We start from the raw sequence: 24,468 nt of genomic DNA, 5'->3' as shown, positions 1-24,468 counted from the left end.
TTATGGGCTTTAGATCATCATTCACAGGTAACAATATAGGTATTACGTTAAGAGCAGGAGTTGTGATGAATGAATGATCAACTGACCGCAATTTATACGGAACTTCTTCTGATGAAAGAAGAATTACAGTCGAGATTATTTGAGTATTCTTGCTTTCAGGTTTCAACAAGCCCGCAGGCAGCAATCAATCATAAACAAAAAGCAACTCTGATCTATCATATTAAAGAAGAGCTTCAGGACGTTCTTCTCGCATTGTCAAAAATTGAGGACGGCACATTCGGATACTGTGAAGAAACTGGGTCTCCCATTCCTCTTTCAAAGCTGGCGGTGCTGCCGACAGCGCGAACAGCAAACGATTTTCTGTATTCAGTCCAATTTGAAAAAAAAACGCTTCCTCTGTGGAAATCAACTGATATTGAGTATGATCAGGCGCTGTATGAATAACAGCGCCTTCCCAATTAAGTCTGTACAGAGGCTGATATTTCTTTACTCCTGTGCTTTTTATTGATAAAATGCATAATGGATTAAAGTAACCGTACAATGGAGGAACGTTTGTGCTGTATTACGTTATCGCACTACTTATTATCGCAGCTGATCAACTGACAAAATGGCTTGTCGTCAAGAACATGGAACTTGGACAAAGCATACCGATCATTGATCAGGTATTCTATATCACCTCCCATCGCAATACGGGTGCGGCGTGGGGGATATTAGCCGGTCAGATGTGGTTTTTTTACCTCATCACAACTGCAGTTATTATTGGTATTGTTTATTACATACAGCGATATACGAAAGGGCAAAAGCTTCTTGGTGTTTCCCTTGGACTCATGCTTGGCGGCGCCATCGGCAATTTTATCGACCGGGCTGTCAGACAGGAAGTGGTGGATTTTATCCATGTCATTATCGTCAATTACAATTACCCGATCTTTAATATCGCGGACTCTTCATTATGTGTCGGCGTAATGCTTTTATTTATACAAATGCTGTTGGACAGCGGGAAAAAGAAGAAGGAGCAATAGAATGAATCAATTTGACATAACCGCTTCAGAAGAACAAAAAAGTGAGCGGATTGATAAATTTCTGGCATCGACTGAAAATGGTTGGTCGAGAACCCAGGTTCAGCAATGGGTGAAGGACGGACAAGTTGTCGTAAACGGAAGCCCGGTGAAAGCGAATTATAAAATTCAGCCGGGTGATCAGGTGACCGTCACTGTACCTGAGCCGGAAGCACTCGACGTGCTGGCAGAACCGATGGATCTGGATATATACTATGAAGATCAAGATGTGCTGGTTGTCAATAAACCTCGCGGAATGGTGGTGCACCCAGCACCCGGGCATCTTACGGGCACACTTGTAAACGGCCTTATGGCTCATTGCACGGATCTTTCCGGAATAAATGGCGTGATGCGTCCGGGGATCGTTCACAGGATCGATAAGGATACGTCCGGATTATTAATGGTGGCGAAAAATGATATGGCACATGAGTCTCTCGTGAACCAATTGGTCAACAAAACGGTCACGCGGAAATATACGGCGGTTGTCCACGGAATTATTTCTCATGATGACGGTACAATTGATGCGCCGATCGGGCGGGATAAGAAAGACCGGCAAAGCATGACCGTAACACGTGATGGCAAAAACGCCGTCACTCATTTTCATGTTCTTGACCGCTTCCAGGAGTTTACGCTTGTAGAATGCCAGCTTGAAACAGGAAGAACGCATCAAATCCGTGTTCATATGAAGTATATCGGCTTCCCGTTAGCGGGAGATCCGAAATACGGGCCGAGAAAAACGATCGATTTTAACGGACAGGCGCTTCATGCCGGAATTTTAGGTTTTCAGCATCCTCGCACTGACGAATATATCGAATTTGAGGCACCGCTTCCTGAGGATATGTCTGCTTTAATCGAAAATCTGAGAAAAACCCGTTGACAGGACGTCTCTTTTCTGAAATAATAAACGAAGCTGAATAGATTCTTTAAAACAGTCCAGAGAGGCTGAGAAGGATAACGGATTGACGGGATACGTGTATATGCACGCACCTTGTCCTAAACCCCTCTCTGCCAATGGCAAGAGGGGTTTTTTCTTCTAAATGAAATGTGAGGTGTCACATAATGAATCAAAAAGCTATCATTCTCGACGAACAGGCAATCAGACGTGCGCTGACCAGAATTGCTCACGAAATGATAGAACGCAATAAAGGGATGAACAACTGCATCCTTGTCGGCATCAAGACAAGAGGCATTTATTTAGCAAAACGCCTCGCCGAACGGATAGAACAGATTGAAGGAAATCCTGTAACGGTTGGAGAAATTGATATCACCCTTTACAGAGATGATCTATCCAAAAAAACGAGCAATGAAGAACCGCTTGTGAAAGGTGCAGATATACCGGTAGACATCACAGATCAAAAAGTAATTGTCGTAGATGATGTTCTTTACACAGGAAGAACGGTCAGAGCCGCTATGGACGCCCTTGTCGATGTAGGCAGGCCTTCCTCAATTCAACTGGCTGTGCTTGTTGACAGAGGGCACAGAGAACTGCCGATCCGAGCAGATTACATCGGGAAAAACATTCCGACTTCAAAAGCTGAAAAGGTTATGGTGCAGCTTGATGAGGTTGACAAAAACGATCTCGTCGCCATTTATGAAAATGAATAATGTATCACCTTTTTAAACGCAATCCAGAGAGGTTGCAAAGAGGTGCACAGCGAAGCCCCGAAAGTATGCGGCCGGTCTTTGTATGCCTCTTTGCGTAAAAATAGCAAAGAGGTTTTTTTATACAGTTATTAAGTCATCCTAATATGAAAAGTCATCAATCAGGGGGAAAATCATCATGAGTAAGAAAAAAGTTAATTTAGGAGTCGGGGAAATCCCGAAACCTTTCTCTTGGGTTTCGTTCAGCCTGCAGCATTTATTCGCGATGTTTGGTTCAACGATTTTGGTTCCGAAGCTGGTCGGAATGAGTCCTGCTGTTGCACTGGTGACGAGCGGTATCGGAACACTTGCTTACCTTCTGATCACGAAAGGACAAATACCAGCGTACCTCGGTTCATCCTTTGCCTTTATTTCTCCGATCATCTTGGTAAAAGCGACCGGCGGACCGGGAGCGGCAATGGTTGGTGCGTTTCTGGCAGGGCTTGTGTACGGGCTGATTGCCTTGCTGATCAGACAGCTTGGAACAGGCTGGCTGATGAAGCTTCTCCCGCCTGTCGTCGTAGGTCCGGTTATTATCGTCATTGGACTGGGTCTGGCAGGTACAGCGGTAAATATGGCCATGTATGCTGATCCGAATGCAAGTGAGCTGGTTTACAGCTTAAAACATTTCAGTGTTGCAGGTGTCACTTTAGCGATCACGATCATTTGCGCGATTTTCTTGCGAGGATTCTTAAGCTTAATCCCGGTCTTGATCGGGATCATTGGCGGATACTTGTTTGCCCTGATTCAAGGAATTGTCAACTTCCAGCCGGTGCTTGACGCGAAATGGTTTGCAATCCCTGAATTCATCATCCCGTTCAAAGATTATACGCCGTCAGTGACACTTGGCATTGCCGCAGCAATGGTCCCTGTCGCATTTGTTACCATGTCAGAGCATATTGGCCACCAGATGGTGCTGAGCAAAGTTGTCGGACAAGACTTCATTAAAAAACCGGGTCTCCATCGCTCAATAATGGGCGACAGCGCGGCCACAATCCTTGCTTCCTTGATTGGCGGCCCGCCTACAACCACTTATGGAGAAAACATTGGCGTACTGGCCATTACGAGAGTGTTCAGCGTCTTTGTTATCGGAGGCGCAGCAGTGATTGCCCTTTGTTTCGGCTTCATCGGCAAAATATCTGCGCTTATCAGTTCAGTCCCGTCAGCGGTTATGGGAGGCGTTTCCTTCCTGCTGTTCGGCATCATCGCTTCCAGCGGTTTGAGAATGCTGATTGACAACAAAATTGATTATGAAAATAACAGAAACCTCATCATCACATCAGTCATCCTTGTAATCGGCGTAGGCGGCGCATTTATTCAGGTGTCTGAAGGAGGATTCCAAGTGTCAGGCATGGCGCTTGCGGCAATTGTAGGTGTCATCTTAAACCTGATTCTTCCGCAAGTGAAGGAAGAGCAGGCAGACACATCCGAACAACATCATATCTAAACCTTTTAATGAAAGTCCAGAGAGGCTTGGAAGGGTTATAAAGAGAAGAAAGCTTCACGCTGCTCCTCTATTTAACCGTACCCCGAGTCTATCCAAGACCGGGGTTTTTTTCAGCCTTAAAAAGTTGAAATGAGAGGGGAAAGAAAATGAAGCATTTAACGACGATGAGTGAACTCAGCACTGGGGAAATCAAAGATTTGCTTCAAACTGCGCAAGACCTCAAAAACGGAAAAACAGACCATCAGCTGCCAGGGAAATTTGCAGCGAATCTGTTTTTTGAACCAAGCACCAGAACACGATTCAGCTTTGAGGTAGCTGAAAAGAAACTGGGCATGAATGTCCTGAATCTCGACGGAACAAGCACAAGTGTACAAAAAGGTGAAACCTTATATGACACAATCCGAACGCTCGAATCAATCGGTGTTGACGCGTGTGTTATCAGGCACAGTGAGGATGAGTACTACAAAGAGCTTGTCGGACATGTAAATATCCCGATTCTGAATGCAGGCGATGGGTGCGGTCAGCATCCGACACAATCATTGCTTGATTTAATGACAATCAATGAAGAATTCAACACGTTCAAAGGCCTTACCGTCTCCATTCACGGCGACATTAAGCACAGCAGGGTCGCAAGATCTAATGCTGAAGTGTTGACAAGACTCGGTGCCCGCGTTCTGTTTTCCGGTCCGCCGGAATGGCAGGATGAAGAAAATACGTTTGGCGTGTATGTCTCAATGGAAGAAGCAGTAGAGACTTCGGATGTTGTCATGCTGCTCCGTATTCAAAATGAAAGACATCAGTCAGCTGTCAGCCAGGAAGGCTATTTAAATGAATTCGGCTTGACTGTAGAACGGGCTGAACGTATGAAGCAGGATGCGATTATTATGCACCCCGCCCCTGTGAATAGAGGAGTGGAGATTGATCACAGCTTAGTAGAAAGCGAAAAATCAAGAATCTTCAAACAAATGCAAAATGGTGTATTCATCAGAATGGCAGTGTTACAGCGAGCCTTACAAACCAATGCGAAAAGAGGAGAAGCAGCGTATGTCATATCTCATTAAAAACGGCTGGATACTTAACAAAAATGGTGAAAAAACAGAACAGGATATTCGAGTGACAGGAGAGGTCATCTCCGAAATCGGCAAGCTTGATGCAGCAGATGGAGAAACGGTTATTGATGCGAAAGGATTGCTCGTTTCACCGGGGTTTGTTGACCTCCATGTACACTTTAGAGAGCCTGGCGGAGAGAAAAAAGAAACCATTGAAACTGGTGCAAAAGCAGCGGCGCGCGGCGGTTATACAACCGTAGCGGCCATGCCGAATACACGGCCGGTTCCTGATACGAAGGAGCAGATGGAATGGGTGCAAAAGCGCATTAAAGACACATCATGTGTCAGAGTCCTTCCTTATGCATCTATTACGATCAGACAAATTGGTGATGAGATGACAAACTTTGAAGCATTAAAGGAAGCTGGGGCATTTGCATTTACAGATGACGGCGTCGGTATACAGACAGCAGGAATGATGTATGAAGCAATGAAACGCGCAGCCGCGATAGACAAAGCGATTGTTGCACATTGCGAGGACAACTCCTTAATTTATGGAGGAAGCGTACATGAGGGGACATTCTCCAAAGCAAACGGGCTCAACGGCATTCCTTCTGTGTGTGAATCGGTTCATATTGCACGCGACGTGCTGCTGGCTGAGGCGGCAAACTGCCATTATCATGTATGCCATATCAGCACGAAAGAGTCTGTCAGGGTCGTACGCGATGCGAAAAAAGCGGGAATCAGAGTGACAGCAGAAGTATCACCGCATCATTTGCTGCTTTGTGATGAGGACATTCCGGGGCTGGACACAAACTATAAAATGAACCCGCCGCTGCGCGGTGCGGAAGATAGAGAAGCACTGATTGAAGGGCTTTTGGACGGAACGATCGATTTTATAGCAACCGACCATGCGCCGCATACAGAAGAAGAGAAAAACACAGAAATGAAGCTGGCGCCGTTCGGTATTGTCGGTTTGGAAACAGCGTTCCCGCTTCTTTACACACATTTTGTCAAAAACGGCAGCTGGACGCTGAAACAGCTGATTGATTATATGACAATCAAGCCGTGCCAAGCGTTTGGTCTCCCATATGGAACACTGAAACCGGGACAAGCAGCTGACATCACATTAATCGATTTGGAAAGAGAAGCAGTGATAGACAAAGAAACATTCTTATCTAAAGGTAAAAACACACCATTTAACGGCCTCAGCTGCAGCGGCTGGCCAGTCGCTACAATTGCAGCAGGAACGCTTGCTTATGAAGAAGGGAGACTTGTGAAATGAAAAGACGATTAGTACTGGAAAACGGAGCGGTATTTGAGGGCAAAGCCTTCGGGAGCTTGGAGCACAGCATGGGGGAAGTCGTTTTCAATACCGGTATGACTGGTTATCAGGAAATTTTGTCAGACCCTTCTTATTGCGGGCAGATTGTTACGTTAACATATCCGCTTATCGGAAATTACGGCATTAACCGTGATGACTTTGAATCCATTACGCCTTTTGTTAAAGGATTGATTGTAAAAGAATTATGTGAACTGCCTTCCAACTGGCGTTCAGCGTACACATTGGATGAGTATTTAAAAATGAAAAACATTCCGGGACTGCAAGGAATTGATACAAGAAAGCTGACGAGAATGATCCGCACGGCCGGCGCGCTAAAAGGAACGTTTGCCTCACCTGATGAAGATATCGAATCGGTACTGAAAAGACTGAACGAAACTGAACTGCCGAGAAATCAAGTATCCCAAGTGTCAGCCAAAACAGCATACCCTAGCCCGGGAAGAGGTAAACGCATTGTCCTGGTGGACTTTGGCATGAAGCACGGCATTTTAAGAGAGCTGAACAAACGGAAATGCGATGTCATCGTTGTGCCTTACAACGTAACAGCAGAAGAAGTCCTTCAGCTGAAGCCAGACGGCATCATGCTTTCTAACGGACCTGGAGACCCGAAAGATGTGCCTGAAGCAATTGAAATGATAAAAGGTGTTCTTGGAAAAGTGCCATTATTCGGAATTTGTCTCGGCCACCAGTTATTTGCGCTGGCGTGCGGAGCCAATACTGAGAAAATGAAATTCGGTCACAGGGGCTCCAACCATCCGGTAAAAGAGCTTGCAACCGGAAAAGTTGCCTTAACATCACAAAACCATGGCTATACAGTTTCATCTATCAATGAAACAGAGCTTGAAGTCACACACATCGCGATAAACGACGATACGATTGAAGGGCTGCAACACAAAACACTGCCGGCATTTACGGTTCAATATCATCCAGAAGCATCACCTGGTCCTGAGGACGCTAATCATCTATTTGACAGATTTATCGAAATGATTGAAACAACGGAGAAAGAAGGGGAAGCGGTATGCCAAAACGCGTAGACATTAACAAAATTTTAGTAATCGGGTCAGGACCAATCATCATCGGCCAAGCAGCTGAATTTGATTATGCGGGAACGCAAGCCTGCCTTGCATTAAAAGAAGAAGGCTATGAGGTCATTCTTGTCAACTCAAACCCTGCAACGATCATGACCGATACAGAAATGGCTGACCGGGTTTACATCGAACCGCTGACACCTGAATTTCTGACGCGGATCATCAGAAAAGAGCGTCCTGACGCCATTCTTCCTACACTCGGCGGTCAAACCGGCTTGAATCTTGCGGTTGAGCTTTCTGAGCGAGGTGTGTTGGAGGAGTGCGGCGTTGAGGTGCTCGGCACAAAGCTGTCTGCAATCCAGCAGGCTGAGGACCGTGACTTGTTCAGAACATTAATGAATGAGCTGAATGAACCCGTCCCTGAAAGTGAGATCATTCACTCGCTAGAAGAAGCCGAGAATTTCGTCAGCCAAATCGGATTTCCTGTCATTGTCCGCCCTGCATATACATTAGGCGGCACAGGCGGAGGGATTTGCTCCACTGAAGCCGAGCTGAAAGAAATTGTTGAGAATGGATTAAAATTAAGCCCGGTGCACCAATGTTTGCTTGAAAAAAGCATTGCCGGCTATAAAGAAATCGAATACGAAGTTATGAGGGACAGCCGAGATCATGCGATTGTCGTTTGTAACATGGAGAACATTGATCCGGTAGGAATCCATACAGGAGACAGTATTGTCGTCGCACCGAGCCAAACGCTCAGCGACCGTGAATATCAGCTCCTCCGGAATGTATCTTTAAAACTGATCCGTGCGCTTGGAATTGAAGGGGGATGTAACGTACAGCTCGCTTTAGATCCAGACAGCTTCCAATACTACATCATTGAAGTGAACCCGCGTGTCAGCCGTTCATCTGCCCTTGCATCAAAAGCGACAGGCTATCCGATTGCAAAGCTCGCAGCTAAAATCGCCGTCGGCCTTTCACTAGACGAAATGATGAATCCGGTGACAGGGAAGACATACGCTGCATTTGAACCAGCGCTGGACTATGTTGTATCTAAAATACCTCGCTGGCCGTTTGATAAGTTTGAATCAGCAAACAGAAGGCTCGGCACCCAGATGAAAGCGACGGGAGAGGTGATGGCGATTGGCCGCACGCTTGAAGAATCGCTGCTGAAAGCTGTGCGTTCACTGGAAGCTGATGTGTATCATCTTGAATTAAAAGATGCCGCCGATATACCTGATGAGCTTCTCGAGAAGCGGATTAAAAAAGCCGGAGACGAGCGTTTATTCTACCTGGCTGAAGCGTACAGAAGGGGCTACACAGTTGAGCAGCTTCATGAATTCTCTGCCATCGACCTCTTTTTCCTGCATAAGCTGTTCGGAATCGTTCAGTTTGAAAAAGAGCTGAAAGCAAATGCGGGCGATACGGGTGTGCTGAGACAGGCAAAAGAACTCGGATTTTCTGATAAGTACATCAGCCGCGAGTGGAAAATGAAAGAATCTGAGCTTTACAGCTTGAGAAAACAAGCGGGAATTGCACCGGTATTTAAAATGGTAGATACGTGCGCGGCGGAATTCGAATCAGAAACACCATACTTCTACAGCACATATGAAGAAGAAAACGAATCTGTTGTTACAGATAAGAAAAGCGTGATCGTACTTGGCTCCGGCCCGATTCGAATCGGACAGGGGGTTGAATTTGACTACGCCACAGTTCACTCCGTGTGGGCAATTAAACAAGCAGGCTATGAGGCAATTATCGTCAATAATAACCCTGAAACCGTGTCAACTGATTTTAGTATCTCAGACAAGCTGTACTTTGAACCGCTTACGATCGAAGATGTCATGCATATCATTGATCTCGAACAGCCGATGGGCGTTGTCGTGCAATTTGGCGGACAAACTGCAATCAACCTTGCTGACGAACTTTCTGCACGCGGAGTCAAAATCCTTGGAACGTCATTAGAAGATTTAGACCGTGCGGAAGACCGGGATAAGTTTGAACAGGCGCTGGTAGAACTTCAAGTGCCGCAGCCGCTTGGCAAAACTGCGACATCAGTTGATCAGGCTGTAAACATCGCGAGCAACATCGGCTATCCGGTACTGGTGCGCCCTTCATATGTGCTTGGCGGCCGGGCGATGGAGATTGTGTATCATGAAGAAGAACTGCTTCATTACATGAAAAACGCAGTCAAAATCAATCCGCAGCATCCAGTATTAATTGACAGATATCTGACTGGAAAAGAAATCGAAGTGGATGCGGTGTCTGACGGCCAAACCGTTGTCATTCCGGGAATCATGGAGCACATTGAGCGTGCGGGCGTGCACTCTGGAGACTCTATCGCGGTCTATCCGCCGCAGTCCCTGACGGAGGACATTAAAGAAAAAATTGAACAATATACGATCGCACTTGCGAAAGGGCTGAATATTGTCGGCTTGCTCAACATCCAATTCGTCCTGTCACAAGGTGAAGTATACGTGCTTGAAGTCAATCCGAGATCAAGCAGAACGGTGCCGTTCTTAAGCAAGATCACGGGCATTCCGATGGCGAACCTCGCGACAAAAGTCATTCTCGGGCAAAAGCTGGCTGAGTTTGGCTACAATGAAGGCCTGCAGCCTGAACAGCAGGGTGTATTTGTAAAAGCACCGGTCTTCTCCTTCGCGAAGCTGAGAAGAGTGGACATTACGTTAGGGCCTGAAATGAAATCAACAGGTGAGGTCATGGGGAAAGATTCCACCCTTGAAAAGGCGCTCTATAAAGCCCTGATAGCTTCAGGCATTCAAATCCCTAACTACGGTTCCGTGCTTTTAACAGTGGCTGATAAGGACAAAGAAGAAGGGCTTGCCATCGCTAAACGATTCCATGCGATCGGGTATAACATTTTAGCGACCGAAGGAACGGCAGGGTATCTCAAGGAAGCATCAATTCCAGCGAAGGTCGTCGGAAAAATCGGCCAGGACGGACCGAACTTGCTTGATGTGATCAGAAATGGAGAAGCCCAGTTTGTCATCAATACGCTGACAAAAGGAAAGCAGCCGGCAAGAGACGGATTTAGAATCAGACGTGAATCAGTAGAAAACGGTGTTGCCTGCTTAACATCTTTAGATACGGCAGAAGCGATTTTGCGGGTGCTGGAAAGCATGACGTTCCGTGCCGATCAAATGCCGGCAGTCAACTCAAATCAGGAGGCGGCAATCACTATATGAAAAAAGCGTATTTGACGGTGTGTGCTAACCAGCAAATTGCAGACCGGGTGTATCAAATGGTCCTAAAAGGGGAGCTTGTCCAAGGGTTTACTGTCCCAGGACAGTTCCTTCACCTGAAAGTGAGCGAAGCGGTTACGCCTCTTTTGCGAAGACCAATCAGCATTGCTGATGTTAACCTTGGAAAAAATGAAGTCACCATTATTTATCGAGTAGATGGGGAAGGAACAAGACTCTTGTCGCTGAAGCAAAAAGGAGATCTGGTGGATGTCCTCGGGCCTTTGGGCAATGGCTTTCCAGTAGATGAAGTCCAACCCGGAAAGACGGCTTTGCTGGTAGGGGGAGGTGTAGGAGTGCCGCCTCTCCAAGAACTGTCGAAACGTTTAAAGGAAAAAGGCGTAAAGGTCATACACGTTTTAGGATTCCAATCGGTAAAGGATGTTTTTTACGAAAAAGAATGCCGACAGTATGGCGATACGTATGTGGCAACAGCTGACGGAAGCTACGGGGAAACCGGGTTTGTCACAGATGTCATCAAACAGAAAAGTCTTGAATTTGACATCCTCCTCAGCTGCGGGCCGACACCGATGCTAAAGGCGCTCAAACAAGAATACGCCCACAAAGAGGTTTACATTTCCATGGAAGAACGAATGGGCTGCGGTATCGGTGCATGCTTCGCTTGTGTGTGCCATACAAACGAAAGTGAGACAGCTTATGTAAAGGTATGTCTTGACGGGCCTGTATTTAAAGCTCAGGAGGTGGCGCTGTAATGCTAGAGGTGAAATTGCCGGGGCTGAATTTGAAAAATCCAATCATTCCCGCATCAGGCTGCTTCGGTTTTGGAAAAGAGTTTGCGCGTTTTTATGATTTGTCTTGTCTTGGAGCAATCATGATCAAAGCTACGACAAAGGAGCCCCGCTTCGGGAATCCGACGCCTAGGGTAGCTGAGACTGGCGCTGGAATGCTCAATGCGATCGGTTTGCAAAATCCAGGTCTGGAAAACGTCTTAGAAAATGAGCTGCCATGGCTTGAACAATTTGATACGCCTATTATTGCCAATGTCGCCGGTTCGCAGGTCGAGGATTATGTTGAAGTGGCAGAGCATATCAGTAAAGCGCCTAATGTACACGCACTTGAACTGAATATTTCCTGTCCGAATGTCAAAACAGGCGGAATTGCTTTTGGCACAAATCCTGCCATGGCTGCTGATTTAACGAAAGCGGTTAAAGAAGTGTCAGATGTGCCTGTATATGTGAAGCTATCTCCGAATGTGGCAAACATCACAGAAATTGCAGTAGCGATCGAAGAGGCTGGTGCGGATGGTCTAACGATGATCAACACATTAATCGGCATGAGGCTAGATTTAAAATCAGGTAAGCCGATATTAGCCAATAAAACAGGAGGGCTTTCGGGTCCTGCTGTAAAACCTGTTGCCATCCGCATGGTGTATGAGGTCAGCCAGGCTGTCAGCATTCCGATTATTGGGATGGGAGGCGTTCAGACAGCCGAAGACGCACTGGAATTTCTTCTGGCTGGAGCAAGTGCGGTCGCTGTCGGAACAGCAAATTTCGTGAATCCTTTCGCATGCCCTGACATCATTGAACAGCTCCCTGCTGTTTTACGCCAATACGGCTATGAATCTGTTGAAGAATGCATCGGAAGGAGCTGGAATCATGAAAAACAACCTGCCCATCATCGCGCTTGATTTTGCATCAGCTGAAGAAACATTGTCGTTTTTAGCGCCTTTTCACAAAGAACCATTATTTGTGAAGGTCGGGATGGAGCTTTTTTATCAAGAAGGCCCGGCCATCATTGCACAATTAAAAGAAAGAAACTGTGAGATCTTTTTAGATTTGAAGCTCCATGACATCCCGACCACAGTAAATAAAGCAATGAAGCGTCTTGCCTGCCTCGGAGTCGATCTTGTCAATGTTCACGCAGCCGGAGGTAAAAAAATGATGGAAGCAGCCCTGGAAGGCTTAGAGGAAGGCACGCCGGCAGGAAAAAAACGTCCGTCACTTATTGCAGTAACCCAGCTGACAAGCACTTCTGAACAAATGGTGAAGGAGGAGCTGCTCATCAGAAAGCCTCTCATTGACACGGTAGTGCACTACAGCAAACTGGCGGAGAATAGCGGACTTGATGGAGTGGTGTGCTCCGTCCATGAAGCAAAAGCCATTTACGAAGCAGTGTCGCCGTCGTTTCTGACGGTGACCCCGGGTATCCGTATGTCAGCAGACACTGCGAATGATCAAGTGCGTGTCGCAACGCCTTCTATAGCAAGAGAAAAAGGGTCATCAGCCATTGTTGTAGGACGCTCTATTACAAAAGCTGCAAATCCGCTGAAAGCCTATGAAGCTGTCAAACTCGAATGGGAGGGAATCAAACAATGAAACAAATCATCGCAAAACATCTATTAGACATTCAAGCTGTATTTTTACGCCCAAACGATCCGTTTACATGGGCGAGCGGCATTTTATCGCCAATTTACTGTGACAATCGCCTTACCCTTTCTTTCCCAGAGGTAAGAAATGATGTTGCTGCAGGCATCAGCAAGCTTATCCAGGAGCATTTCCCGGAAGCTGAGATGATCGCAGGAACAGCGACAGCAGGTATCCCTCATGCGGCATTGGCGGCTGACCGTTTGAACCTGCCGATGTGTTATGTGAGAAGCAAACCAAAAGCACACGGAAAAGGCAATCAAATTGAGGGTGCCGTTCAAAAAGGCCAAAAAACAGTTGTCATTGAAGATTTAATTTCCACAGGTGGCAGCGTACTCGAAGCTGCAGCAGCTCTAAAAGCCGCTGGCTGTGAAGTGCTTGGTGTGGTATCAATCTTTACGTACGGACTTCCTAAAGCGCGGGAAGCGTTTGCTGAGGCTGATCTTCCATACTACTCGTTAACTGATTATGACACACTGACAGAGGTTGCACTTGAAAATGGAAATATTCATACAGACGACCTGAAGAAGCTGCAAACATGGAAAATGAATCCCGAGTCAAAAGATTGGTTTAAAAATTAAAAAATAAATTGAAGAGCTTTAATGCCTTGACACGATTGAAAACAGGCCTTTGGGTCTGTTTTTTTATTAATCCTATAAAAAAACTCGGGTTGACTTATGTTAGAATTGTGCTAAAATTTACTACAAATCTGAAAAACTTATCAAGAGCGGCTGAGGGACTGGTCCTATGAAGCCCGGCAACCTGCACAATGTGTAAGGTGCTACTTCCAGCAAAATGTATTCCATTTTGAAAGATAAGGGCTACATGCAGTTCCTGTCTTTCTTTCCGCCGGATTGAAAGTTTTTTATTTTAAGAGGGGCTGTTTACGGAGAAAACAGCAGCCGCATCACATTACAATGGGAAAAGACAACCGGCAGAAAGCTACTGTTTGTCTCCGAAAGGAGGAAAGAAGAAATGTTAACGTACGATAATTGGGAAGAACCAACGATTACATTTCCAGAGGACGATCCTTATAAAGGGGCGCTGTCAGTTTTAAAATGGGCTTACGGCCATTACGGCAATCAGCTTGTTTATGCCTGCAGTTTTGGAATTGAAGGAATCGTTCTGATTGACTTAATCTATAAAGTGAAAAAAGACGCAGAGATTGTATTTCTCGATACAGGGCTTCATTTTAAAGAAACCTATGAAACGATAGAACGCGTCAAGGAGCGCTATCCCGGCCTTCATATCATCCTGAAGAAACCGAACCTTACTCTTGAGGAACAGGCGGAAGAACACGGTGATAAACTGTGGGAAAGAGAGCCGAATCAATGCTGCTATCTCAGAAAGATCGTTCCTTTAAGAGAGGCGCTTTCCGGCCACCCGGCATGGCTTTCCGGCCTGCGCCGCGATCAAGGGCCAAGCCGTGCCAATACGAATTTTTTGAACAAAGATGAGAAATTCAAATCAGTAAAAGTTTGCCCGCTTATCCATTGGACATGGAAAGACATCTGGAGATACACTTCTCGAAATGAGCTGGACTACAATCCGCTCCACGACCAAGGGTATCCAAGTATTGGCTGCGCGCCTTGTACGTCACCTGCATTTACTGCAGAGGACTTGCGCTCAGGAAGATGGAACGGTATGGCGAAAACAGAATGCGGACTGCATGAATAAGGAGCTGCAAAATGGAATTAGCCGCTATTTTATTTAGCTTGTTTTTTGCAGTGAATATTGGCGCAAGCGGCGCTGCAGCTTCAATGGGAGTTGCTTACGGATCTGGGGCCATCAAAAAGAAAACCTACGCTTTGATCATATGCGCCGTTGGTGTGCTGGCCGGGGCTGTCATTGGCGGGGGCGAAGTTGTGAAAACCATCAGCTCTGGGATTATCCCCGAACAGACGATCACGCTGACGATTGTTTGCATCATTATCGGGGCTGCTGCGCTGTCGCTATTTACAGCTAATCTGCTCGGCATTCCTTTATCGACAAGTGAAGTGACGGTCGGGGCAGTTGTCGGCGTGGGCGTGGCGTACAAAGTGTTGTTTGTAAACAATCTTCTGATTATTGTTTCATTTTGGATTTTCGTTCCGCTGTTCGCTTTCGGCTTCACATTTTTTGTAGCAAAGCTGTTTCGTTATTTTAAGATTGAAATTACGTCTTCCCGAAAACAAAACGTCCTTGGCATCCTTTTGCTATGCGCTGGTTTTTTTGAAGCGTTCTCTGCGGGCATGAACAATGTGGCGAATGCCGTTGGCCCGTTAGTGGCTGCCGGCGTACTGGATGTAGAGAAAGGAACCCTGTATGGGGGGGCTTTTGTAGCTCTGGGCGCACTGATATTAGGCCGCAGGGTATTAGAAACAAACGGGAAGAAAATTACAAGGTTTTCAAAAGGAGAAGGCATCCTCCTATCCGGAACAGGAGCAGGACTGGTGATCATCAGCTCTATATTTGGAATGCCAGTACCCTTGGCGCAAGTAACGTCATCGTCTATTATCGGAATAGGCATGGCGAAAAACGGCCCAAACGTATTTCATAAACAGGTCGTTCAAACGATGCTGAAAGTATGGATCGTGTCGCCGTTTTTATCTTTATCCATCTCTTATTTGCTTGTCTCTATGTTTTTAAAGGCGGATTATTATTCAATCTTTATCATGGTAAGTGTGCTTTTAGCTGCAGGCGGTGCCGTCAGCCTGACAAAAGCCATTCGTAAAGAGAGACGCTCTGTCCACGATCAAGGCGGGGGAATTTAACTATTAATCTGAGTTATTTTATCTGTTAACTAGGAGGAAATGAATATTATGAGTTTAGCACCACATGGAGGAAAACTGGTAAACCGAGTAAATGAGTCATATAATGTAAGCGGCATTCAGAAAGAAATTGAACTTGATTTGATTTCTTTTGCTGACCTGGAATTGATCGGAATCGGCGGATACAGCCCGATCGAAGGCTTCTTTAATGAGAAGGATTACGTATCTGTTGTTGAAAACATGCGTCTTGCTTCCGGTGTTGTATGGTCTCTTCCAATCACGCTGCCGGTAGATGCACAAAAAGCAGCCGAACTGTCAGTCGGCGAAACAGTAAAATTAACGTATGACGGAGAAACATACGGCGTTATCCAAATCGAAGACTTATACGTGCCTGACAAACAAAAAGAAGCTGTTAACGTGTATAAAACAGATGATCAGGCTCATCCGGGTGTGAAAAAGCTGTTCAGCCGCGGCGATACATATATCGGCGGTCCGATCACATTGATTAAAAAAGCTTCTAAACAATTCCCTGAGTTTACATTTGAACCGGCGGAAACAAGACGCCAGTTTGCAGAAAAAGGCTGGGAAACAATTGTCGGTTTCCAAACAAGAAATCCTGTTCACAGAGCGCATGAATATATTCAAAAAACAGCTCTTGAGACAGTGGACGGTTTGTTTTTAAATCCGCTTGTCGGCGAAACAAAATCTGATGACATACCGGCTGATGTCCGGATGGAAAGCTATCAAGTGCTTCTTGACAACTATTACCCGAAAGACCGTGTCTTCCTTGGTGTTTTCTTGGCTGCAATGCGTTATGCCGGTCCGAGAGAAGCGATTTTCCATGCGCTTGTCAGAAAAAACTACGGCTGCACACATTTCATTGTCGGCCGCGATCACGCCGGTGTCGGTGACTATTACGGCACGTACGAAGCCCAGGAGCTGTTTGACACATTTAAACCAGAAGAACTCGGCATTACACCGCTGAAATTCGAGCACAGCTTCTTCTGCGAAAAATGCGGAAATATGGGAACTGCAAAAACGTGCCCGCATGGCAGAGAGTATCACGTAATTTTATCAGGCACCAAGGTGAGAGGGATGCTGAGAGACGGTGTGCTGCCGCCTGCAGAATTCAGCCGCGCAGAAGTTGTTGAAGTGTTAATTAAAGGCATGAAGAAAAAAGAAGAAGCAGGCGTTTCTTAAGGAGGACTGGCAGTGACAAATCGCGATATTGTATGGCATGAAGCCTCTATTACAAAAGAAGAGTATCAGCAAAAAAACAAGCATAAAAGCTCCATTCTCTGGCTGACGGGTTTAAGCGGTTCAGGCAAATCAACCATTGCCAATGCTGCTGCGAGAGAACTTTTTGAACAAGGCTACCAAGTTATTGTGCTGGATGGTGACAACATTCGCCACGGTTTAAATAAAGATCTCGGTTTTTCTGACGAAGACCGAAAAGAAAACATCCGCCGAATCGGAGAGGTAGCAAAACTTTTTGTGCAGCAGGGCACCATTGTCATTACTGCTTTTATCTCTCCTTTCCGTGAGGACAGAGACCAGGTTCGCCAGCTTGTGGAAGCAGGCGAATTTAACGAAGTTTACATTAAATGCGACCTCGATATTTGTGAACAAAGAGATCCAAAAGGGCTCTACAAAAAAGCAAGAAACGGGGAAATTCCGTTCTTCACGGGCATTGATTCTCCTTATGAAGAGCCGGAAGCCCCTGAGCTCGTCCTTGACTCAGGACAATATGATCGTGAAGAGTGCAAAAATCAGCTGATCGAGTTTGTAAAGCAGCAATTGAGCTAAACGCCGCTCAGCTGTGTTCTTCTCAGATGCCGAAAAAATGCAAACTAGAACAACATCGCAGCGAACGTTCTGGAAGAACTCGAATAGATCGGGGGAAAGACGATGGGGAAAGTATATATTGTAGGAGCAGGTCCCGGAGATCCTGATCTGCTGACAATTAAAGCGCTGAAAGCCATTGAAAAAGCTGACGTAATCCTATATGACAGATTAGTAAATAAAGAGATTTTGCAATATGCCAAGGAGCAGGCGGACCTGATCTACTGCGGGAAGCTTCCAGATTTTCATACAATGAAGCAGGAAACCATCAATCGGTTTCTTGTGAAGTATGCGCAAAAAGGGAAAACCGTTGTCAGATTGAAAGGCGGAGACCCATTTGTGTTCGGCAGAGGGGGAGAAGAAGCGGAATGCCTTTCTGAAAATGGCATTCCGTTTGAAATTGTCCCCGGTATTACATCGGGAATCGCGGCAGCTGCTTATGCCGGGATTCCTGTCACTCATCGGGACGCGGGCTCTAACGTGGCTTTTGTAACGGGGCATTATAAAAAAGAAGAGGATTTTGAGGAAAAGTGGAAAGCGCTGGCCACAGGGATTGATACACTTGTCATCTATATGGGCATTAAAAATGTGCAGCAGATCGAAAAAAAACTCCTGGAAAACGGCCGGGACGGTGCTACTCCGGCAGCGTTTATTCATTGGGGAACAACGGACAAGCAAAAATCTGTTTTTTGTACAGTTGACACTCTTTCAGAAACGGTGAAAAAAGAAGACATTAAAAATCCGAGTTTAATTGTCGTAGGAAATGTTGTAAATTATCACTATAAGCTGGAATGGTTTGAATCTGAGCTGAAAAAACAAGATTTAAGCGAGGCGTTGTAAATGAAACAAGCGATTTTATATGTCGGCCACGGCAGCCGGGTAAAAAAGGCGCAGCAAGAGGCCGCTGCATTTTTGGAAGGATGCAAAGCGCACATCTCTGCGCCTGTTCAGGAAATCAGTTTTTTAGAGCTGCAGGAGCCGGCAATTGAGACAGGGTTTGAAGCATGTGTGAAGCAAGGCGCCACTCATATCGCAGTGGTGCCTCTGCTTCTTTTAACGGCTGCACATGCCAAACATGATATTCCGGAAGAAATTGCGTGTGCCGCGTCCCGTTATCCTTCAGTCCGTATTTCATACGGAAGTCCGATCGGGATTAACGAAGAAGTGGTCAAAGCGGTCTATCATCGTGTTAAAGACATAGGTGTTCCGTATGAAAACGCCAGGGTTGTGCTCATCGGCAGGGGAAGCTCAGACCCAGATGTAAAAAGAGACGTAACCGGCATTGCCGGATTGCTTCAAAACATCATGCCCGTCAGCGAAGTGATTCCATGTTTTATGACAGCATGCGGTCCCAATTACAAAGAGATTTTTTCTGAACTGAAAAAAGATGACGGCGTGACGACCTTTATTGTTCCGTATTTGCTGTTTACCGGGATGCTGATGAATGAGATTGAACGTGAGGTCCAGAAATTGAAGGCAGAAAATCCAAATGTCTACCTCTCTTCCTATATCGGTTTCCATCCGCATGTGAAAAAGGCGTTTTTACATCGTGTGAAAGAAACGGCCGACAACCATGAGGGGCAATTTGATTTTGACGGAGGTTTATATGCTCCCGCTTCACATTAGTTTGCAGAAGAAAAAGGTTGTGATTGCAGGGGGCGGCAACATTGCGCTCAGAAGGCTGAAATCGGTGCTATCAGAGGGAGCGGATATTACGATTGTCAGTCCGGTTGCGGAACCCGAAATCAGGCAGATGGCAGACAATCGCCAGATCAAGTGGCTGAGCCGAAAGATTGAGATAGAGGATTATCTCGATGCTTTTTTGATTATTGCCGCAACGGATGATGCCGCTGTGAATAAAGAGATTGCTCAAAACGCATCGTCTTCCCAGCTTGTCAACTGTGCCAGTAATGCTGAGTTGGGTAATGTGTATATGCCGAAAATCGTAAAAAGAGGGCATGTAACGGTGTCTGTCTCTACAAGCGGAGCCAGTCCAAAGCACACAAAAGAGCTTGCTGAAAAAGTGGATAAACTGATTGAAGGCGATTTTGTCGCTGAAGTTGACAGGCTTTATCAGGTAAGAAGAAAGAAATAAGCCAGAGCATACAATGCTCTGGCTTTTCTTTGTGCTGCTCAGCTTTTTTTCAGCTTGATGACAGTATCCGCATCAGGTGTGACAAAGACGGTATGCTGGCTGTCATAAGTCACGAAGCCTGGCTTTGCGCCGTTCGGCTTTTTGACATGCCTGATTTTTGTATAATCAACAGGCACAGAACTTGAATCTTTTGCTTTTGAAAAATAAGCTGCGATTGTGGCGGCTTCTATAATTGTTTGTTCATCAGGCTCGCTGCTTCTGATGACGACATGGGAGCCCGGAATATCCTTCGTGTGAAGCCATATGTCGTCTCTGGCTGCTGCTTTGGTCGTTAAATACTCGTTTTGGCGGTTGTTTTTGCCGACTAAAATAGTGATACTGGAAGAGGATTCGTATGTTTCTAAAACAGGGTTGTTCTGTTTTTGTTTTTTCTGCCCTTTTTGCTGCTTAGGACGTAAATATTTCCCCTCCACAAGCTCTTCTCTGATTTCACTGATATCACGCGGAGAAGCGGACGACAGCTGCTGAATCAGCTGGTCGAAGTATTCAATTTCTTGCTGTGCCAGCCTGATCTGTTCTTCGACAACGGCAACTGAGTTTTTCGCCTTCTGATACTTAGTGAAATAGGCCTGCGCATTCTCTGAAGGCGTTTTGTTCGGATTCAGCGGGATGGTAATTGTCGGATTTTCCTCATCATAGTAGTTGATGACTTCAGCCTGTTTGTCGCCTTTTTTCATCATATATAAATTTGCAGTCAGCAGCTCCCCGTAAAGCTGAAATTCCTTAGCATTTTCCGAATACTCCAGTGTTTTTTCCAGTTTTTTGATTTTGTTGGCGTTCTTTTTCCGTTCATTCACAACAAACCGCTCAAGATCCTGGGCCTGCTGTTTAACCCGGTCCCGCTCAGCTTTTCCGAAATAAAAACGGTCCAGCAGCTCACTTAACGAATCGAAGCGGCGTGCTTCTCCTTTAAGGTGAGTCAGCTCCAGCAGATAAAAATAATCCTTCCCGTTAACAGTCGTAATGTTAGGGATAAAGCGGTGCTCTCTTACCTCTCTAAAGAGCTCCAGCAGCGCTGTTGGAAGTGTTACTTTGTTGGCAAGGCCCGCTCTGTGGACAGCTTCTTTTGCGAACAGCGGAGAAACACCGGAAAAATGGTCAACAATTTGTTTATCTAGCCGCCCTTCTTGAAAACTGAGATGACGCAAAATGTCGTCTTCAGTTGCTTCAAGCGGCGGGATCTTATCCTGGGCCGGCGGAAGCTTATAATCGTAGCCCGGCAGTACGGTACGGTAGCTGTTCATTGACGGGGATAAATGTTTCAGCCCGTCGATGATCGCATTTTCCTCTCCGTCCGTCAGAATGATATTGCTGTGGCGGCCCATAATTTCGACATAAAGCTTTCGATGCGTTTCATCACCGATTTCATTGCGGCTTTTAATATGAAAAATCATAATGCGGTCAAGCCCCGCCTGTTCAATTTTTTCAATAAATCCGCCTTCAATATGCTTTCTCAGCAGCATGCAAAACATCGGTGGTTCACTCGGGTTTTCATACGTTTGGGCCGTGATATGCACCCGTGAATAGCTTGGGTGTGCCGATAATAAAAGTTTTTGGTTTTTTCCATTGGCACGGATGTGAAAAATCACATCGTGCTTATAAGGCTGATGGACTTTCGTGATCCGTCCGCCCATTATTCGCTCGTTCAGTTCGTGTGTCATTCCGTATGTAAACATGCCATCAAACGACATCTATAATACACCCTCTCATTCTTCCTGCATTCGATAATTATAGCATGAAATGGGACGAGTCAGAATAAGCATGCTTATAGAGTGATATCTCTATAAGAGAGCAGGGGAGTGGACGAGCGGAATGAAGTTTCATGAAATGGGACAAACAGATTTATTAGAGGCAACAAATACGTCCATGAAACAAGGATTAACTGAAAAAGAGGTGAAAAAACGCCTCGACAAGCATGGGCCAAACGAGCTTCAAGAAGGGAAAAAAACATCAGCGCTTATTTTGTTTTTAGCCCAGTTTAAAGATTTTATGGTGCTTGTGCTGCTTGCGGCAACACTCATTTCAGGGTTTCTTGGTGAATATGTGGATGCGGTTGCGATTATTGCGATTGTGTTTGTGAATGGCATACTTGGGTTTTTTCAAGAACGGCGTGCAGAGCAATCTCTTCAGGCATTAAAAGAGCTGTCAACTCCTCATGTGATGGCGCTCAGGGAAGGAAGCTGGACAAAGATTCCTTCTAAAGAACTGGTGCCGGGCGACATTGTGAAGTTTACAAGCGGCGACCGGATTGGAGCAGATGTCCGGATTGTCGAAGCGAAAAGCCTGGAAATTGAAGAATCAGCGTTAACCGGAGAGTCAATCCCAGTTGTGAAACATGCGGATAAATTGAAAAAACCCGATGTGTCGCTGGGGGATATTACGAATATGGCCTTTATGGGAACCATCGTCACCCGCGGCAGCGGTGTGGGTGTTGTCGTCGGTACAGGAATGAACACGGCTATGGGGAAAATCGCTGACATGCTTGAATCGGCGGGAACTCTGTCGACCCCGCTGCAAAGAAGGCTCGAGCAGCTCGGAAAAATTTTAATTGTTGTCGCTTTGCTGCTCACCGTTCTCGTTGTCGCTGTCGGCGTGATCCAGGGACACGATCTGTACAGTATGTTTTTAGCCGGTGTCTCACTAGCGGTAGCCGCCATTCCAGAAGGGCTTCCAGCCATTGTGACAGTAGCGCTGTCATTGGGTGTACAGCGTATGATCAAGCAAAAATCAATCGTGAGAAAGCTTCCAGCGGTTGAGACGCTTGGGTGTGCATCTATTATTTGTTCAGACAAAACAGGAACGATGACGCAAAACAAAATGACGGTCACACATGTATGGTCCGGAGGAAAAACATGGAGAGTGTCAGGCACGGGTTACGATCCGAAAGGAGGCTTCACACTGAACGATAAAGAGGTCAGTGTGAATCAGCATAAGCCGCTTGAGCAAATGCTGTTATTCGGCGCGCTTTGTAACAACTCAAATATTGAGAAAAGAAACGGTGACTATGTGCTTGACGGAGATCCGACAGAGGGGGCGCTGCTCACTGCGGCAAGAAAAGGCGGCTTTTCAAAGGAGTTTGTGGAATCTCATTACCGGGTGGTTGAGGAGTTTCCGTTTGATTCAGCACGAAAAATGATGACCGTCATTGTAGAGGATCAGGACAAAAAGCGCTATATCATTACGAAAGGCGCGCCGGATGTCCTGATGCAGCGGTCCAACCGTATTTATTATGACGGCTCTGCCGCCCCTTTCTCAAATGAGAGAAAAGCAGAAACAGAGGCAGTATTACGGCAGCTGGCTTCCCAGGCGCTCCGGACGATTGCCGTTGCCTATAGACCGGTAAAAGCAGGGGAAACACCGTCAATGGAGCAGGCGGAAAAAGATCTGACAATGCTTGGCCTTTCAGGCATCATTGATCCGCCGCGGCCTGAAGTCAGACAGGCGATTAAAGAATGCCGTGAAGCGGGAATTAAGACCGTCATGATTACAGGGGATCATGTTGAGACAGCAAAAGCTATAGCGAAAGATTTGCGTCTCCTCCCGAAAAACGGAAAAATCATGGACGGCCAGATGCTGAATGAGCTTTCACAAGAAGAGCTTTCTGACGTAGTGGAGGATGTGTATGTGTTTGCCCGCGTTTCTCCTGAGCACAAATTGAAAATTGTTAAAGCGTATCAGGAAAACGGACATATCGTTGCGATGACAGGAGACGGCGTCAATGACGCTCCCGCTATCAAACAGGCTGACATTGGCGTTGCCATGGGGATTACAGGAACGGATGTGGCGAAGGAAGCATCATCCCTCATTCTCGTAGATGATAATTTTGCAACCATCAAATCGGCGATTAAAGAAGGCAGAAATATTTATGAAAATATTAGAAAATTTATCCGATACCTGCTGGCTTCTAACGTAGGAGAAATTCTGGTCATGCTTTTCGCCATGCTGCTTGCCCTTCCGTTGCCGCTCGTGCCGATTCAGATTTTGTGGGTCAACTTGGTGACAGATGGATTGCCGGCGATGGCGCTCGGCATGGATCAGCCTGAAGGAGACGTTATGAAGCGGAAGCCGCGTCACCCGAAAGAAGGGGTGTTTGCCCGCAAGCTTGGATGGAAGGTGGTCTCCAGAGGATTTTTAATTGGTGCTGCTACAATTTTGGCTTTTATCATCGTGTATCACCGCAATCCTGAGAATTTGTCTTATGCTCAGACAATTGCGTTTGCGACGTTGGTGCTGGCTCAGCTTATTCACGTATTTGACTGCCGGAGCGAAACATCTGTTTTTTCCAGAAATCCGTTTGAAAACTTGTATCTGATCGGCGCTGTATTGTCATCAATTTTACTGATGCTGGTGGTTATTTACTATCCGCCGCTCCAGCCGATTTTCCACACGGTTGCCATCACGCCGGGAGACTGGATGCTTGTCATCGGCATGTCGGCCATCCCTACTTTTTTGCTGGCGGGGTCACTTTTGACAAGAAAAAAATAAATTCATATGATATAATCTTAGGGGTAATAGCAT

The 24,468-nt window shown here is 46.1% G+C and carries 22 protein-coding genes and 1 riboswitch; of the genes, 21 read left to right on the top strand and 1 reads right to left on the bottom strand.

Features of this window, described 5'->3' with window-relative positions:
• Positions 1 to 69 precede the first annotated feature (69 nt).
• From ylyA to sirC, 20 genes are all read left to right on the top strand, one after another.
• On the top strand, positions 70 to 444 hold the full coding sequence (ylyA, locus tag NST16_RS09635; RefSeq protein WP_010334180.1) for a sporulation-related RNA polymerase-binding protein YlyA: 375 nt from the start codon (positions 70 to 72) through the stop codon (positions 442 to 444).
• A 110-nt stretch (positions 445 to 554) separates the two neighbouring features.
• A complete protein-coding gene (lspA, locus tag NST16_RS09630) occupies positions 555 to 1,019 on the top strand; it encodes a signal peptidase II (protein WP_010334181.1) in 465 nt (154 codons plus the stop codon).
• 1 nt (position 1,020) lies between these two features.
• The gene (locus NST16_RS09625) at positions 1,021 to 1,932 is read left to right on the top strand and encodes an RluA family pseudouridine synthase (protein ID WP_168747755.1); all 912 of its coding nucleotides are present in this window, start codon (positions 1,021 to 1,023) and stop codon (positions 1,930 to 1,932) included.
• 182 nt (positions 1,933 to 2,114) lie between these two features.
• Positions 2,115 to 2,660, top strand: a complete 546-nt coding sequence (gene pyrR / locus NST16_RS09620; RefSeq protein ID WP_340886041.1) for a bifunctional pyrimidine operon transcriptional regulator/uracil phosphoribosyltransferase — start codon at positions 2,115 to 2,117, stop codon at positions 2,658 to 2,660.
• Between the two features lie 175 nt (positions 2,661 to 2,835).
• Complete coding sequence (gene pyrP, locus NST16_RS09615; protein ID WP_340886039.1) at positions 2,836 to 4,143, top strand: uracil permease PyrP; 1,308 nt, start codon at positions 2,836 to 2,838, stop codon at positions 4,141 to 4,143.
• A gap of 146 nt (positions 4,144 to 4,289) precedes the next feature.
• Positions 4,290 to 5,204, top strand: a complete 915-nt coding sequence (locus tag NST16_RS09610; RefSeq protein ID WP_326227015.1) for an aspartate carbamoyltransferase catalytic subunit — start codon at positions 4,290 to 4,292, stop codon at positions 5,202 to 5,204.
• Positions 5,188 to 6,474, top strand: coding sequence for a dihydroorotase (locus tag NST16_RS09605; RefSeq protein ID WP_340886035.1), 1,287 nt, complete (start codon positions 5,188 to 5,190; stop codon positions 6,472 to 6,474). Before NST16_RS09610 ends, NST16_RS09605 begins: the two co-directional genes overlap by 17 nt.
• Positions 6,471 to 7,565: a carbamoyl phosphate synthase small subunit gene (locus NST16_RS09600; RefSeq protein ID WP_268446235.1), complete on the top strand. Its 1,095-nt coding sequence runs from the start codon at positions 6,471 to 6,473 to the stop codon at positions 7,563 to 7,565. Before NST16_RS09605 ends, NST16_RS09600 begins: the two co-directional genes overlap by 4 nt.
• The gene (gene carB / locus NST16_RS09595) at positions 7,550 to 10,765 is read left to right on the top strand and encodes a carbamoyl-phosphate synthase (glutamine-hydrolyzing) large subunit (RefSeq protein ID WP_326227018.1); all 3,216 of its coding nucleotides are present in this window, start codon (positions 7,550 to 7,552) and stop codon (positions 10,763 to 10,765) included. The genes NST16_RS09600 and carB overlap by 16 nt, the downstream gene beginning before the upstream one ends.
• Complete coding sequence (locus NST16_RS09590) at positions 10,762 to 11,532, top strand: dihydroorotate dehydrogenase electron transfer subunit (RefSeq protein ID WP_340886029.1); 771 nt, start codon at positions 10,762 to 10,764, stop codon at positions 11,530 to 11,532. The genes carB and NST16_RS09590 overlap by 4 nt, the downstream gene beginning before the upstream one ends.
• Complete coding sequence (locus NST16_RS09585) at positions 11,532 to 12,467, top strand: dihydroorotate dehydrogenase (protein WP_340886026.1); 936 nt, start codon at positions 11,532 to 11,534, stop codon at positions 12,465 to 12,467. The genes NST16_RS09590 and NST16_RS09585 overlap by 1 nt, the downstream gene beginning before the upstream one ends.
• Positions 12,436 to 13,155: an orotidine-5'-phosphate decarboxylase gene (gene pyrF, locus NST16_RS09580; RefSeq protein ID WP_010334190.1), complete on the top strand. Its 720-nt coding sequence runs from the start codon at positions 12,436 to 12,438 to the stop codon at positions 13,153 to 13,155. The genes NST16_RS09585 and pyrF overlap by 32 nt, the downstream gene beginning before the upstream one ends.
• Positions 13,152 to 13,784 (top strand): orotate phosphoribosyltransferase, encoded by a 633-nt coding sequence (pyrE, locus tag NST16_RS09575; protein WP_340886019.1) that lies wholly within the window; start codon positions 13,152 to 13,154, stop codon positions 13,782 to 13,784. The genes pyrF and pyrE overlap by 4 nt, the downstream gene beginning before the upstream one ends.
• Positions 13,785 to 13,918: 134 nt before the next feature.
• A riboswitch (SAM riboswitch) is annotated at positions 13,919 to 14,024 on the top strand.
• Between the two features lie 154 nt (positions 14,025 to 14,178).
• Positions 14,179 to 14,880: a phosphoadenylyl-sulfate reductase gene (locus NST16_RS09570; protein ID WP_010334192.1), complete on the top strand. Its 702-nt coding sequence runs from the start codon at positions 14,179 to 14,181 to the stop codon at positions 14,878 to 14,880.
• 11 nt (positions 14,881 to 14,891) lie between these two features.
• Positions 14,892 to 15,956: a sulfate permease gene (gene cysP, locus NST16_RS09565; protein ID WP_268450135.1), complete on the top strand. Its 1,065-nt coding sequence runs from the start codon at positions 14,892 to 14,894 to the stop codon at positions 15,954 to 15,956.
• A 48-nt stretch (positions 15,957 to 16,004) separates the two neighbouring features.
• Positions 16,005 to 17,153: a sulfate adenylyltransferase gene (gene sat, locus NST16_RS09560; RefSeq protein WP_340886013.1), complete on the top strand. Its 1,149-nt coding sequence runs from the start codon at positions 16,005 to 16,007 to the stop codon at positions 17,151 to 17,153.
• Between the two features lie 12 nt (positions 17,154 to 17,165).
• Positions 17,166 to 17,759 (top strand): adenylyl-sulfate kinase, encoded by a 594-nt coding sequence (gene cysC / locus NST16_RS09555; protein WP_010334195.1) that lies wholly within the window; start codon positions 17,166 to 17,168, stop codon positions 17,757 to 17,759.
• A gap of 102 nt (positions 17,760 to 17,861) precedes the next feature.
• Positions 17,862 to 18,635, top strand: coding sequence for a uroporphyrinogen-III C-methyltransferase (gene cobA / locus NST16_RS09550; protein WP_168747777.1), 774 nt, complete (start codon positions 17,862 to 17,864; stop codon positions 18,633 to 18,635).
• Complete coding sequence (sirB, locus tag NST16_RS09545) at positions 18,636 to 19,421, top strand: sirohydrochlorin chelatase (RefSeq protein WP_340886007.1); 786 nt, start codon at positions 18,636 to 18,638, stop codon at positions 19,419 to 19,421.
• On the top strand, positions 19,402 to 19,890 hold the full coding sequence (gene sirC, locus NST16_RS09540) for a precorrin-2 dehydrogenase (protein ID WP_340888328.1): 489 nt from the start codon (positions 19,402 to 19,404) through the stop codon (positions 19,888 to 19,890). The genes sirB and sirC overlap by 20 nt, the downstream gene beginning before the upstream one ends.
• Positions 19,891 to 19,928: 38 nt before the next feature.
• On the opposite strand, the gene rqcH is transcribed toward sirC, so the two are convergent.
• Positions 19,929 to 21,641, bottom strand: coding sequence for a tRNA modification protein RqcH (gene rqcH / locus NST16_RS09535; protein ID WP_340886004.1), 1,713 nt, complete (start codon positions 21,639 to 21,641; stop codon positions 19,929 to 19,931).
• Positions 21,642 to 21,762: 121 nt separating this feature from the next.
• Here rqcH and NST16_RS09530 point away from each other — a divergent pair, with 121 nt between their 5' ends.
• Complete coding sequence (locus tag NST16_RS09530; protein WP_268450144.1) at positions 21,763 to 24,435, top strand: calcium-translocating P-type ATPase, SERCA-type; 2,673 nt, start codon at positions 21,763 to 21,765, stop codon at positions 24,433 to 24,435.
• Positions 24,436 to 24,468: the final 33 nt, after the last annotated feature.

The sequence above is a fragment of the Bacillus sp. FSL K6-1005 genome (genome assembly GCF_038000225.1).
In the GTDB taxonomy this organism is placed as follows: domain Bacteria; phylum Bacillota; class Bacilli; order Bacillales; family Bacillaceae; genus Bacillus; species Bacillus mojavensis.
The sequence above is the reverse complement of the archived record's forward strand: the minus strand, read 5'-3'. Positions and strand labels throughout refer to the sequence as shown.